Source organism: Paenibacillus sp. P5_B5 (genome assembly GCF_056400365.1).
Genome location: NZ_JBFULK010000001.1, coordinates 74,413 through 92,210, shown reverse-complemented (window position 1 = coordinate 92,210; position 17,798 = coordinate 74,413). Strand labels below are relative to the sequence as shown.

Annotated in this window: 17 protein-coding genes; 4 read left to right on the top strand and 13 right to left on the bottom strand. The window is 40.1% G+C overall.

The features are described 5' to 3' along the window. Positions 1 to 14: 14 nt before the first annotated feature. On the bottom strand, positions 15 to 1,775 hold the full coding sequence (locus AC1DOK_RS00485) for a sensor histidine kinase (protein WP_477552257.1): 1,761 nt from the start codon (positions 1,773 to 1,775) through the stop codon (positions 15 to 17). A 217-nt stretch (positions 1,776 to 1,992) separates the two neighbouring features. On the opposite strand from AC1DOK_RS00485, the gene AC1DOK_RS00480 reads away from it, so the two are divergent. The 3 genes from AC1DOK_RS00480 (at position 1,993) to AC1DOK_RS00470 (ending at position 5,128) form a co-directional block, all read left to right on the top strand. Continuing rightward, a complete protein-coding gene (locus tag AC1DOK_RS00480) occupies positions 1,993 to 2,868 on the top strand; it encodes a carbohydrate ABC transporter permease (protein WP_477552256.1) in 876 nt (291 codons plus the stop codon). Positions 2,869 to 2,915: 47 nt separating this feature from the next. Then, a complete protein-coding gene (locus tag AC1DOK_RS00475) occupies positions 2,916 to 3,704 on the top strand; it encodes a carbohydrate ABC transporter permease (RefSeq protein WP_477552662.1) in 789 nt (262 codons plus the stop codon). Positions 3,705 to 3,802: 98 nt separating this feature from the next. Next, positions 3,803 to 5,128, top strand: coding sequence for an ABC transporter substrate-binding protein (locus AC1DOK_RS00470; protein WP_477552255.1), 1,326 nt, complete (start codon positions 3,803 to 3,805; stop codon positions 5,126 to 5,128). A gap of 6 nt (positions 5,129 to 5,134) precedes the next feature. On the opposite strand, the gene AC1DOK_RS00465 is transcribed toward AC1DOK_RS00470, so the two are convergent. The 12 genes from AC1DOK_RS00465 to AC1DOK_RS00410 form a co-directional block, all read right to left on the bottom strand. Next, positions 5,135 to 5,797, bottom strand: coding sequence for a L,D-transpeptidase family protein (locus AC1DOK_RS00465; RefSeq protein ID WP_477552254.1), 663 nt, complete (start codon positions 5,795 to 5,797; stop codon positions 5,135 to 5,137). A gap of 143 nt (positions 5,798 to 5,940) precedes the next feature. After that, on the bottom strand, positions 5,941 to 8,295 hold the full coding sequence (locus tag AC1DOK_RS00460; RefSeq protein ID WP_477552253.1) for a M13-type metalloendopeptidase: 2,355 nt from the start codon (positions 8,293 to 8,295) through the stop codon (positions 5,941 to 5,943). A 161-nt stretch (positions 8,296 to 8,456) separates the two neighbouring features. Further along, a complete protein-coding gene (locus AC1DOK_RS00455; RefSeq protein WP_477552252.1) occupies positions 8,457 to 9,392 on the bottom strand; it encodes an SPFH domain-containing protein in 936 nt (311 codons plus the stop codon). A gap of 4 nt (positions 9,393 to 9,396) precedes the next feature. Further along, positions 9,397 to 9,828, bottom strand: a complete 432-nt coding sequence (locus AC1DOK_RS00450) for an NfeD family protein (RefSeq protein ID WP_477552251.1) — start codon at positions 9,826 to 9,828, stop codon at positions 9,397 to 9,399. Positions 9,829 to 9,914: 86 nt separating this feature from the next. Further along, positions 9,915 to 10,694 carry an energy-coupling factor transporter transmembrane component T family protein gene (locus AC1DOK_RS00445; RefSeq protein WP_477552250.1) on the bottom strand — a complete coding sequence of 260 codons (780 nt, stop codon included), beginning with the start codon at positions 10,692 to 10,694 and terminating at the stop codon, positions 9,915 to 9,917. After that, complete coding sequence (locus AC1DOK_RS00440) at positions 10,648 to 12,189, bottom strand: ABC transporter ATP-binding protein (RefSeq protein ID WP_477552249.1); 1,542 nt, start codon at positions 12,187 to 12,189, stop codon at positions 10,648 to 10,650. The genes AC1DOK_RS00445 and AC1DOK_RS00440 overlap by 47 nt, the downstream gene beginning before the upstream one ends. 5 nt (positions 12,190 to 12,194) lie before the next feature. Beyond that, complete coding sequence (locus AC1DOK_RS00435; protein ID WP_477552248.1) at positions 12,195 to 12,791, bottom strand: ECF transporter S component; 597 nt, start codon at positions 12,789 to 12,791, stop codon at positions 12,195 to 12,197. A 256-nt stretch (positions 12,792 to 13,047) separates the two neighbouring features. After that, the gene (locus tag AC1DOK_RS00430; protein WP_477552247.1) at positions 13,048 to 13,776 is read right to left on the bottom strand and encodes a sugar isomerase domain-containing protein; all 729 of its coding nucleotides are present in this window, start codon (positions 13,774 to 13,776) and stop codon (positions 13,048 to 13,050) included. Between the two features lie 15 nt (positions 13,777 to 13,791). Then, positions 13,792 to 14,529, bottom strand: a complete 738-nt coding sequence (locus AC1DOK_RS00425; RefSeq protein ID WP_477552246.1) for a sugar isomerase domain-containing protein — start codon at positions 14,527 to 14,529, stop codon at positions 13,792 to 13,794. A 3-nt stretch (positions 14,530 to 14,532) separates the two neighbouring features. Beyond that, positions 14,533 to 15,501 carry a BadF/BadG/BcrA/BcrD ATPase family protein gene (locus AC1DOK_RS00420; RefSeq protein WP_477552245.1) on the bottom strand — a complete coding sequence of 323 codons (969 nt, stop codon included), beginning with the start codon at positions 15,499 to 15,501 and terminating at the stop codon, positions 14,533 to 14,535. 165 nt (positions 15,502 to 15,666) lie between these two features. Beyond that, on the bottom strand, positions 15,667 to 16,383 hold the full coding sequence (locus AC1DOK_RS00415; protein WP_477552244.1) for a PIG-L family deacetylase: 717 nt from the start codon (positions 16,381 to 16,383) through the stop codon (positions 15,667 to 15,669). A gap of 3 nt (positions 16,384 to 16,386) precedes the next feature. Next, entirely contained in the window at positions 16,387 to 16,710 is a 324-nt protein-coding gene (locus AC1DOK_RS00410; protein ID WP_477552243.1) for a DUF1806 family protein, read from the bottom strand. 133 nt (positions 16,711 to 16,843) lie between these two features. Here AC1DOK_RS00410 and AC1DOK_RS00405 point away from each other — a divergent pair, with 133 nt between their 5' ends. After that, a complete protein-coding gene (locus AC1DOK_RS00405; protein WP_477552242.1) occupies positions 16,844 to 17,302 on the top strand; it encodes a DUF441 domain-containing protein in 459 nt (152 codons plus the stop codon). Positions 17,303 to 17,798 lie beyond the last annotated feature (496 nt).

Sequence of the window (17,798 nt, the reverse complement as noted above, 5' to 3'; positions counted from 1 at the left end):
CTCCTTTATTCGGATTAAAAAATCGGAATGAATAATACAACTTTAAAGCCTTGTGGTTCTACTCGTTCAACAACCATTGTTGCTCTAGTTCCGTAATATAGCTTCAACCGAGAATATACATTCACAAGTCCAATATGACCAGATGGTTCAGTCATTTCTGCTGGACTATCACTTAATTGACTACGTAAAGTATCTAGCTCTTGCTCATCAATTCCGAAACCGTTATCCGTCACCTCAATGATTAACAGCGATTGCTGTACATCCTCATAACAACGAATCCGAATCACATTCGCTCCTTCTACACCTGTGAATCCATGCTTAAAATAGTTTTCAACGAGAGGCTGGATAATCATCTTCGGAACCAGAACGGATTCCATAGCCTTATCACACGCAATATCCTGATCGAACTGTTCACGAAAGCGCAGCTTCTGGAGTTTTAAATAAGTTGAGACATAATCCATCTCCTCTTTGAGCGGAACAATAGTTTCATTCATGTTCATACCGTAGCGCATCATTTTACCTAAAGATGAAATGAGCGAATACACTTGGGTATTGCCTTGTTGCAGCGCTAACGAACCGATTGATTGCAACGAGTTATTTAGAAAATGGGGATTCACTTGAGCTTGCAGTGCTTTGAGCTCATTCGTTTTATTCGCTAGCTCTAGCTTATATTCACGCATAAACAGCTCATTAATGGTTCGCATCATGGATTTAAACCTTCGGGCTAAGCTGCTTAATTCATCATTACCGACTACTTTAATATCAACTTCCATATTTCCACGTTCAATTTGATTGATATAACTGATTAGTTGACCAATGGGTGATGTCAGCTTAATCGAGATATACACAGCTCCAATAATAGCTACCATGACAAATGCAATGCCAATATAGAGATTAATTTGGGTCACTTGTCTTTCATGCTGGAATAAGAACGAATCAGGGATTCGCTTGACGATTGTCCAATTCGAATAAGGAGTCTCGACTGTATCATAAATAAAAATACCGGAAAAATCAGAATTCTTAAGACGGAATGAACCACTGCTGTTTAGATTTCTTTCTTCTTGTAATTGCACATACCACGGCTCTTCTAACTTCTTCCCCATGTCAGCAGGCTCTGATGAGTATAGGGCCATCTCTTGGTCATCTATCACATAGAACTGTTCTTCATTTTTCGTATATAGCTGCTCACAGATCAATCGAATAGAATCAAGTCTAACATCGATGGATAAGGAACCGAGATGTGTTTTGGATGCAACATCATAGAGTGATTGAACAAAGGTGTATACTTGTGAGTCACTGTACGAGAACATGTTCTTGCCATAATCATTCATCACATGAGGCGGAAGCACCTTGCTCTCACCTGCAGCTAGTGCGGGACGATAAGGTTTAACATCTTTATTCGATCGAAACAGTCGATCATCGGTTGTTAGATAAGAACGATCTACTTGTTCGAGATATAAGTATACTTGTCTCATATCTGCCATTGCGTATCCAATGGAATAAATGTTCCGGATTATTTCTTGTTCCGTTGAGAAGAGCCTCGTATCATCAAAATAATCATGGGGTCTATTTTTCAAAATATCCATTAAATGATCATTGTTGTAAATAATATTGATCGTTTGATGTATTCGCTCGACATAATTTAATATATTTTCTTTCCCCTGATAAATTAAGTTTGAGCTATCCTTAATGGCTTTCTCAGACAGCTTATCCTTCGTAAATAAATGTGAAACTAGCATAAATGTAGTCATCGGTAGAATTGTAGCAATGATCACAAACGCAATTAATTTGTTGCGTAAACTACCTCGTAGAATAACAACCTCCCCCTTCTTACCTAACGCTCCTTGGATCTATTGTAATCACAATTCCGTTAAATAACAGCAAAATTTTACACCTTTATAGCAGATTAGTCGGTGTTCGGCTCTATTGCTACCACTTACAATTAACTCAAACATGAACAGAAAGCCATTTCTTAAGAAAGGGATGTGAGATATGAGAACAAGAAACAAATTCATGCAGCAGTGGGTGTTTGTCGGACCTGCGCTACTATTTTTTATAGCGATCGTGCTCGTTCCTTTTTTCATGAATTTGTATTATGCCTTCACAGAGTGGAACGGAGTTAGTGGGAATGTATCTTTCATCGGACTAGAGAATTTCAAGACGATCCTATTCGAGGATAAGGATTTCCGCAATGCTTTTTGGTTTACGATTCGCTTTTCAGTTGCTGAAATCATTATTACCAATCTAGTCGGATTCGGCCTTGCCCTTCTCTTGATGCAAGCGTTCAAAACCAGAAATGCACTGCGCACCATTTTCTTTATGCCTAACGTTATTGGCGGACTATTACTCGGCTTTATCTGGCAATTTATTTTCGTCAAAGGGTTCGCTTCTATTGGCAATATGACAGACTGGGGCTTCTTCAATCTACCGTGGTTAGGTGATTCGAGCACAGCCTTTTGGGGAATCGTCATTGTGGCTGTATGGCAAGGATCTGGTTATCTGATGATTATCTATATAGCTGCGCTAGGTAATGTTCCACGCGACTTGATCGAAGCTGCAAGAATTGATGGAGCCGGGAAAGTCGCTGTTCTTCGCAAAATTATTATTCCGATGATTATGCCTGCCTTTACGATCTGTCTATTCCTGACCATCTCTTGGGCGTTCAAAATGTTCGATCTCAACCTATCCTTAACCAAAGGTGGGCCTTATAATTCAACAGAATCTGTGGCACTTAACATCTATCAAGAAGCATTCCGTAACAACAGATATGGTCTTGGAACTGCTAAATCACTCATTTTCTTCCTAGTCGTTGCGCTGATCAGCATCATCCAGGTCAGAATTACGAAGAAGAAGGAGGTTGAGCTATAGTGACCGATTCCTACAGCTATTCATGGAGAAAGCTCTTACTAGAAATCATGACAATTCTGATCGCTCTTATTTTTCTAGTCCCATTCTATTTTGTATTAACGAATTCCTTTAAACCGTTCTCCGATCTTATCACGAATACTGCGAACCTGCCTAAAGCACTTTACTTAGATAATTACATCCGTGTATGGGAAATCATTAAATTCCCTAAGGTTTTCTTGAATTCCTTCCTTATCACGATTCTGAGCAACATCGGACTTACACTCATCAGTGCAATGGCCGCCTATCGTTTAGTTCGACATCCGGGTCGATTGAACAATATCTTATTTCTTCTGTTTATTTCTGCAATGATTATTCCTTTTCAGTCCATTATGATTCCTCTTGTTCGTGTAACTGACACACTTGGTCTTATGGACAGCATCCTTGGTCTAGTTGTTTGCTACTTTGGATTTGGCGTGTCACTTAACCTATTTCTATATCATGGATTCATCAAAAGTATTCCCCAGGAAATTGAAGAATCTGCTGTCGTCGACGGTACTGGCTGGTTCGCTTTATTCTGGAAGATCATCTTTCCGCTGCTTAAGCCTATCTCTGTAACGATCGTACTCTTGAATAGTCTATGGATTTGGAACGATTATTTACTTCCTTCACTGATGCTCCATAAGCCAAGTCTTCAAACTATTCCGTTAGCTACTTATTCCTTCTTTGGTCAATATACCAAGCAATGGGACTTAGCTATGGCAGGACTCACGCTTGGGATCGCCCCCATAGTCGTATTCTTCCTCATTCTGCAAAAGCACATCATAGCTGGTATCACAGCAGGTTCAGTCAAAGGATAATGATTATCTCTCTTTCTACGATGGTTATCTCTCTATCTTCGCAGGATAGAGTTTAACAAATATAGAATAATTAAACATACACAATGGGAGGATCTAAAATGAAAAAATTATCATTCCTTGCCTTAATCTCACTCATGATCATGATTGTTGTAGCAGGATGTGCAAGTAAAACAGAAACAAAAGAATCAACTGCACCAGCTAGTACAAATGCAGCTACTGCTACTGCCGAGCCAAAGAAGGAACCTAAGAAGAATGTTACGATTCAAATGTTCCAATTCAAGGTGGAAATTGCAGAGCAATTGGCCAAATTGATCGCGGAGTACGAGAAGGAAACTGGAGTCAAAATTCAGGTTGGAACTGTTGGAGGCGGTGCAGATTACGGCGCAGCTCTTAAAGCAAAATTCAACTCAGGAAGTAAACCAGATATTTTTAACAATGGGGGTTATGCAGATCTAGATCAGTGGATTGACCAGCTTGAGGATTTATCCGATCAGCCTTGGATTAAAGATTTGGCAGGTGGATCTGGTGCACCAATGACTAAAGATGGCAAGGTATATGGTATGCCTCTTGGACTCGAAGGATATGGCTTTATTTACAACAAGGACTTATTTGCACAAGCGGGTATTACCGAGCTTCCCAAAACACTAACTCAGCTTGAAGAAGCCGCAAAGAAGCTACAAGACAAAGGTATTACTCCTTTTGTTAATGGCTATGGCGAGTGGTGGGTACTAGGAAATCATTTAGTAAATACGCCATTCTCTAACCAACCTGATCCAAATAAATTCATTGCGGATCTATATGCAGGTACTGCCAAGATTCCAGGAAATCAAGTCTTTGATAATTGGGTCAAATTATTCGATTTAACAATCAAATATGGTAACAAAAACCCGCTTCAAACGGATTACAATACACAGGTTACTGATTTTGCAACTGGCAAAGCCGCTATGACACAACAAGGTAACTGGACACAGGTTCAAATTTCCAAAACAAATCCGGATATCAAAATTGGATTCTTGCCAATGCCGATCTCCGATGATGCTGCAGCATCTGATAAATTACAGGTCGGTGTACCAAACAACTGGGTAATTAACAAGAATTCTGCAGTTAAAGAAGAAGCTAAGCAATTCTTGAACTGGCTCGTTACATCCGAAGTTGGTAAGAAATACATTACGAACGAATTCAAATTCATCCCTGCCTTCAAAACGATCCCAGTTGATGAGAAAGTTGTAGGCCCATTAGCTGCAGATATTATCAAATATTCTAACAGTGACAAGACACTTTCATGGAACTGGTTCAAATTCCCTGGCGGAGAAGCTACAAGTAAAAAATTCGGTGATGCTATGCAAGCTTATGTAGGTAAACAAATGACCAAGGAACAAATGCTTGATGAATTCCAGAAAACATGGGATAGCTTGAAGAAATAACGTTCGCTATTCTAATAAACCTAACTTAATATAGTCCTGTTGATTCATTACGCCGTCTACAGACAAGTGATATTCTCGTTCGAATTGTTCAATCGCTTGTTTAGTAGACGGTGTAAATTTACCATTACATTCTCCTTTATAATACCCTCCACTTCGCAGCCTACTTTGAATAAGCATAACATCTGATCCAGTATCCCCAACGGCCAAATTCCGTGGTTCTTCATGCATTTCACCTAGAGCATGCCCTAGTATATAAACTGGAGTCCCAAGCTCTACAAGTGTAAATAATTGTTCAACATGCCGATTTAACATCCTTACACATCCATGACTCGCATCTAGACCAATTGAACTAGGTTCGTTCGTTCCATGAATCCCATATATGCCCCAAGGAACATCAAGACCAATCCAGCGCGTACCAAACCCGGATCCCCAGTTTTCAAATTTATTAACAACCTTCCATTCCCCAACAGGAGTTGGTGTTTTCAATTTACCAAGAGCAACAGGATATTGACGTAGTACGGCATCATCTACTACTAAACTAAGCTTATTGCGTTGTGGATCAATCCAAATGGACGTACTGTGGACAGGAAATGGTTCAGTGGCTTGAACCCTACCACTGAGTAGAAGCAAGCTAATAGAAAGGATAACGATAAAACAGTTCTTTTGCACACGCACACTCCTAAATTCGAATAATCCTTAGTATGAAAAAAATTAAACGTACTTATTCAAGTTGAACAGATTCTCATCTCATTCAAACTTGAAAAAAGTACGTTTTGTCTATTACCTATTTCTCATATTACCTGCTTCTCATCCTACCAAATGGATACGCGTTCCTCAGGTGCTACATACATGCCATCCCCATGTTTAATATCATATGTTTTAAAGAATTCTGGGAAGTTCACAACCGTTCTGTTTACTCTGATTTTATTGGCTGAATGAACATCATTCGCACTTAAATAGTTGACAATTTCCTTCGACATGGTGCTTTTCCAAATATTTGCATAGTTCTCAAAGTAAACTTTATAATCTGGATTGCTCATTGTAGATAATACTTGTAAAGAAGTTGCCATACCGCCTAGATCTGCCACATTCTCACTTAGTGTAAGCTCACCACTATTTGTTGCACCTGGAATGATCTCGATTCCATTATAGAAATCAATAACAGCTTGGCATTTTTCTGCAAATTTCTTATGATCTTCCTCTGTCCACCAATTATTCGCATTACCTTTCTCGTCATAAGCAGAACCGTTGTTATCAAATGCATGACTAATCTCATGTGCGATAACCATTCCGATAGCACCAAGATTAGCTTCAGGTTTAGCACTAATGTCATAGAATGGCGCTTGGAGAATACCAGCAGGGAACGTAATCTCATTATTAAGCGGATTGTAGAAAGCATTCACCGTATAAACACTTGTACTCCACTTATCCTTATCAACCGGTTTTCCAAGCTTTGCTTTCGTTTCATTCGTATAAGCGACAGTGATAGCAAATGAATTAGAAAATAGTGATCCACCTTCGTCGTAAGTCTTGATGGCTACTTTATCTAACGTCTTATCCCACTTATCAGGATATCCGATCTTAACTCTCATTGTATCCAGCTTCTTGATTGCCTTTGCCTTAGTTGTTTCAGACATCCAATCAAGTGCTTTAATTCTTTCTTCATACGTAGCAATGAATTGTTCTACCATCTTCTCTACATCTTTCTTTGCTTCAGCCGAAAAATATTTCTCTGCATACATTTGTTCCAGATAACCACTCATTGTGGCCATTGTTGTCATTAATGCAATTTCCTTATCTGTTTTTTCCCCTGTAATACCAAACATTCCTGTAGCAAACTCGTCACTAGCATCTCTGAAATCATCAGACAACAAACCACCTGTGGACATAAGTGTCCAAACCTTAGAGTAAGCTTTAAGCAATTCCAGATTGTTTTCGGTCAAGTATTCTGCACCTTTCTGTGCTAACTTAACATCGAATACTATCACTTTATCGGCATTGGAAATTTTCATTGTCTGCATGACATGTTTCATATCTACTTCTTTAAATAAATCATTGAATTGTTCAATCGTATACGGGTTATAAAACTTCTTAACGTCACCTTGTTCATGAGGATCAAGTGACACAGAAGTCAGGCTTTTCTCCATCTCATAAACCTTCTCCGCATGAGCTTTAGCTGCTGACTCTTCTTCACCTGCCAGCACAAGAAGTTTGGTTATGTATTGTATGTATGATTCTTTCGCTTTCGCATCTTCTGTTACATAACTGTTCTTATCAAGCCCTGCACTTAATCCTGTATAATACAAAGCATTTTCATTGCTGTTCTTTGCATCGCCCATGATCGCAAAATGGAATAGCGTGCTTACACCTATTTCTTTCTCAAGGGTTAGATCTGCTTGTACAAGCTCATCAAGGGTCTTAGCTTGATCGATCGCAGTTAAATATTTCTTGATTGGCTCGATTCCATGATTATTTCTATTTTCTGTGTCAAGTGCCGCGGTATAAAAATCTGCAAGTTTCTGTTCTTTTGTTCCCTCTGCAAACTGTTTGCCTGTTAACTCGTTCAACATTTTTGCTATTTTCTCATCATTCGAATGGGATATATCCGTAAATCCGCCAGCCATCATTTCTCCTGCAGGAATTGTAGATGTATTTAACCATTTCTTATTTACTGTTTCATAGAAATCGTCTTTTAGATTGGACCCTTTAAGCGCCCACACTCTTGCAATAATCGGTTTAAGTTCATTGATCGTGATATTGTCATTTACACCTAATAAACCATCAGGGTTACCCGCTAGTACGCCTGCAGCTGTCAGATTGGCAATATCTTCTTTAGCCCAAGCTGGTACATCCTTAAACTCAACACCGAATGTTCCCATCCGTAGGTCGTTCCCCACAGGCTTTGGCAATTCACCAAATGCTCTGCTTACCATCACTAGAGCTTCAATTCTTTTGACCGGTTCATTCTCTTTCAATTCGCCGTTTACATAACCCTTAATAATAGCTTCTTTGTTAACTACAGTGTTGTAGTCATCAGCTGCTGCTATCAAGGTATTAACAATTTCCCCTCTTGTAGCTAACGGCTGAGTTTCGTTGGCATAGACAGGTATACTGAATGTTATGAACATAACAACTGCCATGAGTAATGCTGATAAACTTCTTTTCATCTAAAATATCCTCCTGTAGTCTTAATATAATGTAGAATATAGATAGTAGACAGCTTCAATCATAATCAATAAAGTCTGAGCTGTATATAAAATGATACATTTTTTCAAGAAAAGGTGTACGATTTCGTACACCTCACAATTATTAGAATTTATTTAAAATACTAATTATTTTCTTTTACTTTAAACATTTCACCAATTGCACCAATACTACCAAGTGTCTCAACCGCACTAGTTGGGATGAACACTTTATTAGCTGGTCCCTTAGCAACCTCCATGAGCGCTTCGAAGGACTTATAGGCAAGCACCTGCTCATCTAATCCAGCAGCCCGCAATTGCTCAATGCGAATTCTTTCGGCTTCCGCAATCGCTTGAATCGCTTTAGAGCGACCTTGCGCTTCCAGCTCTTGCGCTTGCTTCAAACCTTCTGCTTCACGAATACGCGCTTCCTTATCACCTTCAGCTTTAAGGATTTTACTTTGTTTATCCCCTTCAGCACGCAGAATCATATCTTGCTTAGCTGCTTCCGCTTCAAGAACGATTGCACGCTTGCTACGTTCTGCTTTCATTTGTTTATCCATGGAATCTTGAATATCGATCGGTGGTTTAATATCAATAACCTCTACCCGCTCGATCCGAACGCCCCATTTTTCAGTAGCTTCATCCAGAGCAATACGGATTTCGGCCGAAATCTTCTCACGTCCAGACAAGGTTTCATCTAATTCAAGCTTACCAATAATTTGGCGCATAGTTGCAGTCGAAATGTTACGTACCCCATATACATAATCAGAAATTCCATAAGTCGCTTGTTCAGGACCTACAACTTGATAGAAAATAATCGTATCAATCTGCACTTGAACATTATCTTTGGTAATAACCGTCTGTGGAGGTACATTTGCTTGTTGAATCCTTAGATCATGATATTTACGAACCTGATCAATAATAGGAATAACAATGTTAAGTCCTGGGTGTAATAATCGATTGAATTTCCCTAGTCGTTCAACTACACCAACTCTTTGTTGCGGCACAATTTTGACTGTCAGTGCAGCAAACACAACCACAAATACAATAACAATAAGAGCGATAATCCAGACTTCCATAGCTCTACATCCCTTCTATTCTTTTTACTTCAACGATCGTGCTTCTTCGTTTGACAACAATGACCTTTTCTCCTTCGGCAATCGGCCCATCGGACATTGCACTCCAAGCTTCATTCCCGATTTTCACAATACCTAGAGAACCGTTATCAATCTCACGCACCACTTCGCCTTGTTTCCCTTCTAGCTCATCTACTGCATCTTTAAATCCTTTGGAATGCCTTATGTTGCGAGTCAATGGTCTTGTAAATATGGTTAATCCAATAATCACAAGCCCTCCGATTACAACCTGCAGCAAATACGCATCTGGCATAAAAAAGGCTACAGCACCAGCTACAAGAGCACCAATCCCAATCCACAACATGTAAAACGATAAAGTTAACATTTCAGCTACAATAAGTAGAATACCGATGACGAGCCAGACGATCCACATTTCCATATAATCACCGCCTTATCGGATTGTCTTATTAACTTATACGTATCATACACCAAATTGTATTCAGCTTTATATAATATTTTCCATATCTAATAAATTGAATAAGTACTTAAGGTGTATGCAGCTCCTAATAACGATAAAGTTAAGAAAACGAAAATAACATCATATTTAGAATACGACATCTTGTAGTAATACGTTCTGGATCTACTTGAACTCATCTGAAATCGTTTAGCTTCCATAGCAACAGCGACGCGCTGAGCTCTGCGAATACTTTGTGCAAGAAGAGGTATAGCGTACAAACTTAGGCGCTCATACAAGCCCTTTGATCCTTTTGTGTAGCGTGTGCCTCGAATTCGAAGTGCATTAGAACGCGTATGGAACTCATCCACAACGACAGGCAATAAGCGCATCGATGCTATAAAGCTATAGGCGTATTTAGGTGGCAAACGAAATTGCTGCATAAGGGCATAGAAGAATAGAATGGGTCTTGAAGTTAAGGCAAATACCATACCAAGCGCACCAAAGCTACAGGTTTTAAGTCCTAACAGCAGTCCACGATAGAAGCTCTCTTCCGAAATACGTATGAGCCCCCATGTCCACCACATATGCTCTCCCTTACCAAATAAAATCATAGTAGAAGCGGTTGAAATAAAGACAAAAACGAATGGGATTAAAAAGAGCAGGACTTTGTACCAGGAATATCCGCTAAAAAGAACAAGTAAGAGCATATAAGCGATCAGCTGATTTAATGCAAAATCAAAATTTCGATTGATTAATGCAATACATAGCAAGAAGACAAATAGAAAGAATTTAAAAGCAGGATTAACATGATACAACCACGTTTGCTTCTGAGGTGTGAAGAATCCCATTACTCTCCCCCCTCTCAGATGGCCTAATATCCACTAATTGTCCCTCATCAATTGTCCAGATCTTTGTTGCAAAATGCTTCATGATTTCATTGTCATGCGTCACCATAATAATCGTAATCCCCTGTGCTCTTAGATCTTCTATCATTTCGAGCATCACAAATGTATTACGAGCATCTTGTCCGAAGGTAGGTTCATCTAATAAAAGAATTTGCTGCTCTTGAATCATGGCAGATGCAATACTAAGCCGGCGCTTTTGACCCATTGAGAGTTGATAGGGATGCCGTTCCTCCAAATCATTCAAGCCAAACTTAACTAAAAGTTTCCTAACCTCAAGCTCAATTTGTCCAGGCTGCTCCCGGAATTGCCTAGAATAAGCTACCTCTTCATAAACAGAGTTCGTAATAAACTGCATCTCAGGATTTTGGAATACAAAAGAGAGCTGTTTAGGTATGGCTTGCCTCCGTTTGCGCTTCGTTTTTTGTTCTATTAATTCACCCAATAAGCGATAGGTACCTTCCGTACGAAGTAACTGCATCAGAGAAAGTAACAGCGTACTTTTACCTGCTCCATTGCTACCGATGACCGCAATCCATTCACCAGGATAAATATCAGCTTCTCGAATATGAACCTTCTGTACATCTCCATGAAGTCCTGAGAAATGTTGCAAAGAGATGACTGGCATTTGTTCTAGTCCAATTCTCTTTTCCGTTCGTTCCTGAAATAACTTCTCTTGCAGACTGTGGTAAACACTTGATCTTATATAATCATCCCAAACTGAAGGGTACCAGATGCCAAATTCAATTAACTCATGCTTGTATTTATCAAAAACTTCCTTAGGTGTATCATCCGCAATAATCTGACCATCCTTGTTAAACAACACCACTCGATCCACTAAATCAACGATTTGATCGATTTTGTGCTCGACGATAATAATCGTCTTGGATGCTGCAATTGATTTAACAGTGTCCCAAATATCAACCGTTCCCTCAGGGTCTAGCAATGCAGAGGGCTCATCTAAGAACAGGACCTCTGGTTCAAGTAACAAGACAGAAGCTAAGGCAAGCCGCTGCTTCATCCCTTGCGAAAGGGTATCTATAGGCGTATGAAGATCTTCAAGCATTAAACCTACACTCGCAAGTGCATTCTGAATATAGAGCTCCATTCCCGCTCTCGGAATAGATAAGTTCTCAAGAACGAAGGCTAATTCTTCATCAACAAAAGGCATACAGAACTGCGTATCTGGATCTTGGAAAACAAACCCCCATGATTCTGGTAGCTGAATTTCATCATATTTCAAGGGAATCTCTATGGAATGCGGTATAATACCACTCAGTACTTGAAGCAAGGTTGACTTTCCACAACCACTAGGTCCTAGCAATAGAACTTTTTGACCTTGAGGAATAGTTAAGGAGAGGTCCTTGATCATCAAGGACTGCTCTCCTGGGAACTTTAAGCGTAAATTCGATACTTTAACTGCTGCGCTATGATTGTTCATCTGCTTTATCGGTCTAACGAATCATATTCTGATTTGGAAACGGGGCGAATTAACTTCGTCACACCTGTAGCTTCTAATGCACGTACTAAATAATAGGCAAACATACCTGCGATAACGAACGAGCTAATTGCACGCAATCCATATTTAATAACAAGAACCCAAGCTTCATAGTCAACATATCCGTAATAGATATCAACAACGAACGATCCAGCAGCTGACATGACGCCAGCTAAACCAGCAACGATAATGCTCCAATTACGATACAGAAATAGAGCAAATACTAACTCACAACCTAATCCTTGAACCAAACCATAAACAAATGTCTGAATTCCCCATTCGGAGCCAATTAACGCAGATACACTACCTGCTGCTACTTCGGCAAGAAGTGCAACACCAGGTTTACGAATCAATAAGAACGCAATTGGACCCGCAATAAACCACATACCATAGGTTATTTCATCTGCTTGGAAGAATAACGGTGATACGACACCATACACACTTCCCCAGAACTTATAAATAAGACCAAAGACTAAAGCCACCATTACTGTAATAAGAATATCTGAGAATTTTAAAGCTCTAATTCGTTTCGCTTGCTGTATCATTAGAATCTCTCCCTTATCCTGTAATTTCATACAAAAAAACCGTCTGGATGCGTACTCAGACGGTTGAAAAGGGCCCTTTTTCAACAAGTTCTCTACGCTGGCATTATCCAGTTCAGATTAACGGTCAGTAGCGGTCGATAGCTACAATCTCAGCCTGATTCACTCAAGCCCCCGGCGGTTCTTATGCAATTGACTTTACCTTACACCAAATATATTGAGTTGGCAATAGTTATTTCGCAATAATCTGAATTTCATTCTAACAGCCAGTTTCCTCATAAATCTTGTTTTGTTTTCCATTGTATTCCCATCCATCTGTGTTATTGTAGCTTTTGAATACGGATGGTTTAATCCCCTTCGCCATTAAGCGCTCGATCGCTTCAGCTGTAACAGCCCACATAATATAAGCGGCAGATATTCCTGATGCTGGAATGATTCGAGGCTCGAGTCCCTCAACTTCCATCATGGCATCACCAAGTGGAGCACAATTATCAAGTACGATATCCCCTACTTCAAATAAACGTTTACCGGAGGAATGCTGCGACTCTACATGTGTGGAATAATTAAGGGATGTTAACACAATGACGGTTACACCATATGCTTTAGCTGCGATCGCCAGATCAACAACTTCAGCTGTTTTGCCAGATACTGAGCCCATAATTAACACATCACCCGGAAGTACATTAGACGCTCTGAGTACATATTCGCCTATTCCTTCCATCGACTTATTCCTATCCTTCATGTCCCTCGAACGAACAGGGTTCTCTACATTCAAGTTATAGCGAAGTGGCTTAAGCAGCATAAGTCCCCCGCCTCGTGTAATCAGTTCATGATCAACAATATGTCCCGTATCGAATAAATGGACTGCATTTCCTTGTGCTGCAGCCTCAGCGATCGCTGTTCCCGCTTCTACAATAGCTTCTCTTTGCGTCGTTCGGATGGCTTCCTGCAATTCATTTATTCGGTCAAAATAACGATCCATTAGCATAATCCATACCCCACTCTACATGTATTTGATTTGATCCCTATATTTATCTAGCATGATGCGATTATAATCATCTCCACCATCTAGATTCGCACTAACAAAAACCGGAGGTTCAATTCCTCGCTCTATAAATATCTCTACAGCAGAAGCGACGATAGCATTCAAGATCGCTGCGCCAATCACAGTTGACGTTGGGGCAAACTTCTCGGCAAATCCAGGGGCTGTAACGGCTGAATCCCCATAACATCCACAATTATCGATTACGATGTCACATACTTCAAATAATCGTTTACCAGAAGGGTGCCTCGAAGTTACCGAGCTTGAATATTCAACATTCGTCAAAGCAACAACGGTTGCGCCGAGCTGTCTAGCTCTGATAGCTGCTTCTACAGGCACACTATTCCTACCTGAAACCGAATGAATAATGAATAGATCACCCGATTTGATATTAGAACTATCAACTATCATACTTCCGTATCCTTCAAGCCGTTCTACACTCGAGGTCAATGTTACTGGGCGAACATCAAGTGTTAGAGCAGGAGCTAGGATCGGATTAATCGTTACTAGACCGCCTGTCCGGTAGAAAACCTCCTGAGCTAAGATACCCGCATGACTACTGCCGAACACATACACATTATTTTGCTGCGCTGTAGTATTGACGATGATTTCCGCAGTCCGTTGAATAGCCTCAAGCTGTGTTCGCTGGACAGTTTCTAAGATACGATGAATTTCTGCAAAATATTGTTCTGATAACATGCTCTACCTTCTCTCCCAATCCGTTTGGTATAAATATCTGGCATATTGCTGAGATAAATGGGCCCTAAATTCATTGTCGGCCTTCTCTCTTGTATCCAAGAAATTTGCAACAACCCCACCAAGTACAGGTTCAAACAATGGAATACGAACACTAGCCCCTGGATGAAAAGAATAGATTTCTTGCTTAAATGTATTGTACATCTGCTCGCAGCCTCGCCATACGCTACCAGCAAGCATGATATGCACTGAATCGGCCGCAGATAGACGATCAAGGAACACTTTCGCTTGTAACGCCATTTCCCTTCCAGCTTGTTCAAATATATGAATGGCTCTTTCATCACCAAGAGCGGCCTCTTGAGCAACTAGGATAGAAGCGGAGGCAATCGTCGAACGTGGTTTATCGGAATGATAAACATAGTCTAATAACTCTTGTTTATTGTGACAGTTCCATTCCCGCTCCAGTCGATCTCGAATTGCTGTTTTTACTCCTCGAAGCTCGTATTCCTGTAATACAGCACCGATACCTTCCCGCCCAATGTAACAAGCACTTCCTTCATCGCCAAGCAAATTACCCCATCCACCAACATGGCTCCAATCATCGCCATTCACATGAAATAAGCCTGATCCAGTACCTGCAAGTGCAACAATTCCTTGCTTACACTGCAAACCAGCTAGTAAACTCATCAATCCTTCGTTCAAATAAATTATGTTATGAACTGTAACTCTCTCACGCAATAACTCAGTGAAAAGCTCAGCTGATGCTGGCATCGAAATATACACACATGCTAATTCTTTCACATTGTGATTGGCTAGACATTCCCCTATACAGGAGCGTATAGTCCCCACTATATCCTCATGTTTTACGTAATTGATGGCTCGTCCTTGGCCGTAGGCCAAAAGATTATATTGCTCGTCAAACAGGACACATGCAAGCTTCGTTCCTCCTCCGTCGACACTTAAGCAATAAGCCACATATTCACCACCTTCATGAATAAATATGAAATTGATTCAATTCAGATAACAATTAATTCTTTAATGAATATTTCGAATCCTGCTTACAAAACGATGTTCCATACAAAAAGTGAAGAGTGATTGCTCATTAACAATCACTCTTCATTCTAATATATGATTATTCAACTACATGAACAAATCATGCGAGTTATTCCTGACTATGCCATCACCCTGCATAAAATATTCAACATTTCCAAGCTTCCGTACAGCCTCGTCATCAGACAACCATACCCACTTCTCAATCTCCGATTGGGAACGATGTGCACGATATGCCATAAGCTTCTGCTTCAGATAACCACTTATATCAATTGACGTAATCTGATTCGGCTTAAGCCCAAATTTCTCCGCATTGTTCTTCAGCGTATTCCCATACGAAATAAAATATAAGTAAGGCTGCTTACCCGATATATGCGGCAACTTGTTCACACGCTTATACGCTGCCGTACAATACTTGCCAATCGCACAATGATCGGGATGCCCACCATACTTCTCATGGAAGGTTAACACAACATCTGGTCGCAATTCTTTCATGATAACCGCAATTCGTTCGATCATGGATTCCTCGTCTGCAAATTCAACCATTTTGTCGATCAATCCCATATAACGAAGCTCCGATATTACAACAGCACGACAAGCTTCCTCTAGCTCTTGTTCTCTGACCTTATACATCGTTTCCCTTGTCACACTTGGAGGAATGCCTACTCGGCGCCCCATCTCGCCCTTTGTTGCGCATATAAGTGTGATATCAGCACCTTCTGCGGCATACTTCGCGAGTGTCCCCCCACAAATAAATGACTCATCATCGGGATGGGCAAGAACGAGCAATATTTTACGATTTCCCATCATCTATTCCCCTTTCCCAAAAAGAAATGGAGATAAGCTTAGCTCAAGTACTGTCATGATCCGCCCTTGATCATCATGTCCCGCAAGCAGTAGTCTGCCTTGACCATCAATTTCAAAGTCCGTCAGACCTTCCATTCGAATCCAGCCCTCATCTTCCATACGTAGAGCAATCCGGTAAGGACCAACACCCGCTATGTAGGTTTGAATAATGTGAACAGAGATATTCCTCAGAAATCCTCCTGGTATTACCTCTGCATGTATGAACGCCTTCTGATTTTCATAAGTTTGAAGGGCCTGTTTGACTATTGTTCTGTCGATACTTTGCAATTCCTTCGTCTCCTCTTTCGTTATGAGATACATAAATTATAGCATAATAATAACAAATTTCATTTTCAACTATTCAATTCATGTGCATACTTAATATCAAGTAGACCTAACACATACACAAGGAGCAAACCAAATGTTGTCTAATGTTGATGCAAGTGCACTACTTCTATTACTTTTTGCAGGATTAGGTGTTGTCAGTAACAATATGACCGTATCCATTGCAATGATTATCTTATTGTTTATGCGAGTAACCAATTTTCAGCAAGCATTTCCTTGGTTCGAAAAATATGGTGTAACAGTGGGTATCGTAATTCTAACAATTGGTGTCATGACCCCGATTGCAAGCGGTAAAATATCATTACAAAGCGTACTCCAATCATTCGTTCATTGGAAATCACTGCTTGCAATTGGTGTAGGTGTACTCGTGTCTTATTTGGGCGGACGTGGAGTATCACTCATGTCCAGCGAGCCAACTATTATTTCCGGATTATTGATTGGCACCTTGATCGGAGTTGCCTTATTCCGCGGCGTAGCTGTTGGTCCATTAATTGCTGCAGGAATATTATCATTACTACTAGGGATTGGAAAATAATCAATCCCTAGTAATGAAAATTACAAGATACCTCTTTACTTTTCAGTGTTTATCATGTATAATTATTAATTAGGTTTTCAAAATGAATCCACATAACACCCCAGTAAGAGGAAACGGATCTCGCCGTCTCTTGGAAGGCGCGTTTCCCAAAGTGATCATGAATCACTTAGTAAGGCATCTCCCCTTTATTCTTTCCTCTATTGTAAGTTATCCTAATCCGGTGTTAACCCGCGATTCATTTACTCTCTTGGTAATAAAAACGATCAAATCCCAAAGTAGTATCGATTTTATGTTAGCTAAATTCAGAACTGGCACGGTCTAGGAACCGTAAGAACGATTGAGAGGTAGGGCTTTCGTTGTTTTAGCCGTAAAGAGTTGGTCAAGAAACCAAAACTAATAAAACGTTTTCTGTAAATGCTCTGTCTGAGCCGCGTTATAGGGAACGTTTTTTTGTATGCAACAAGAAGAAACTAATACTTTCTTATATAAAAATAAA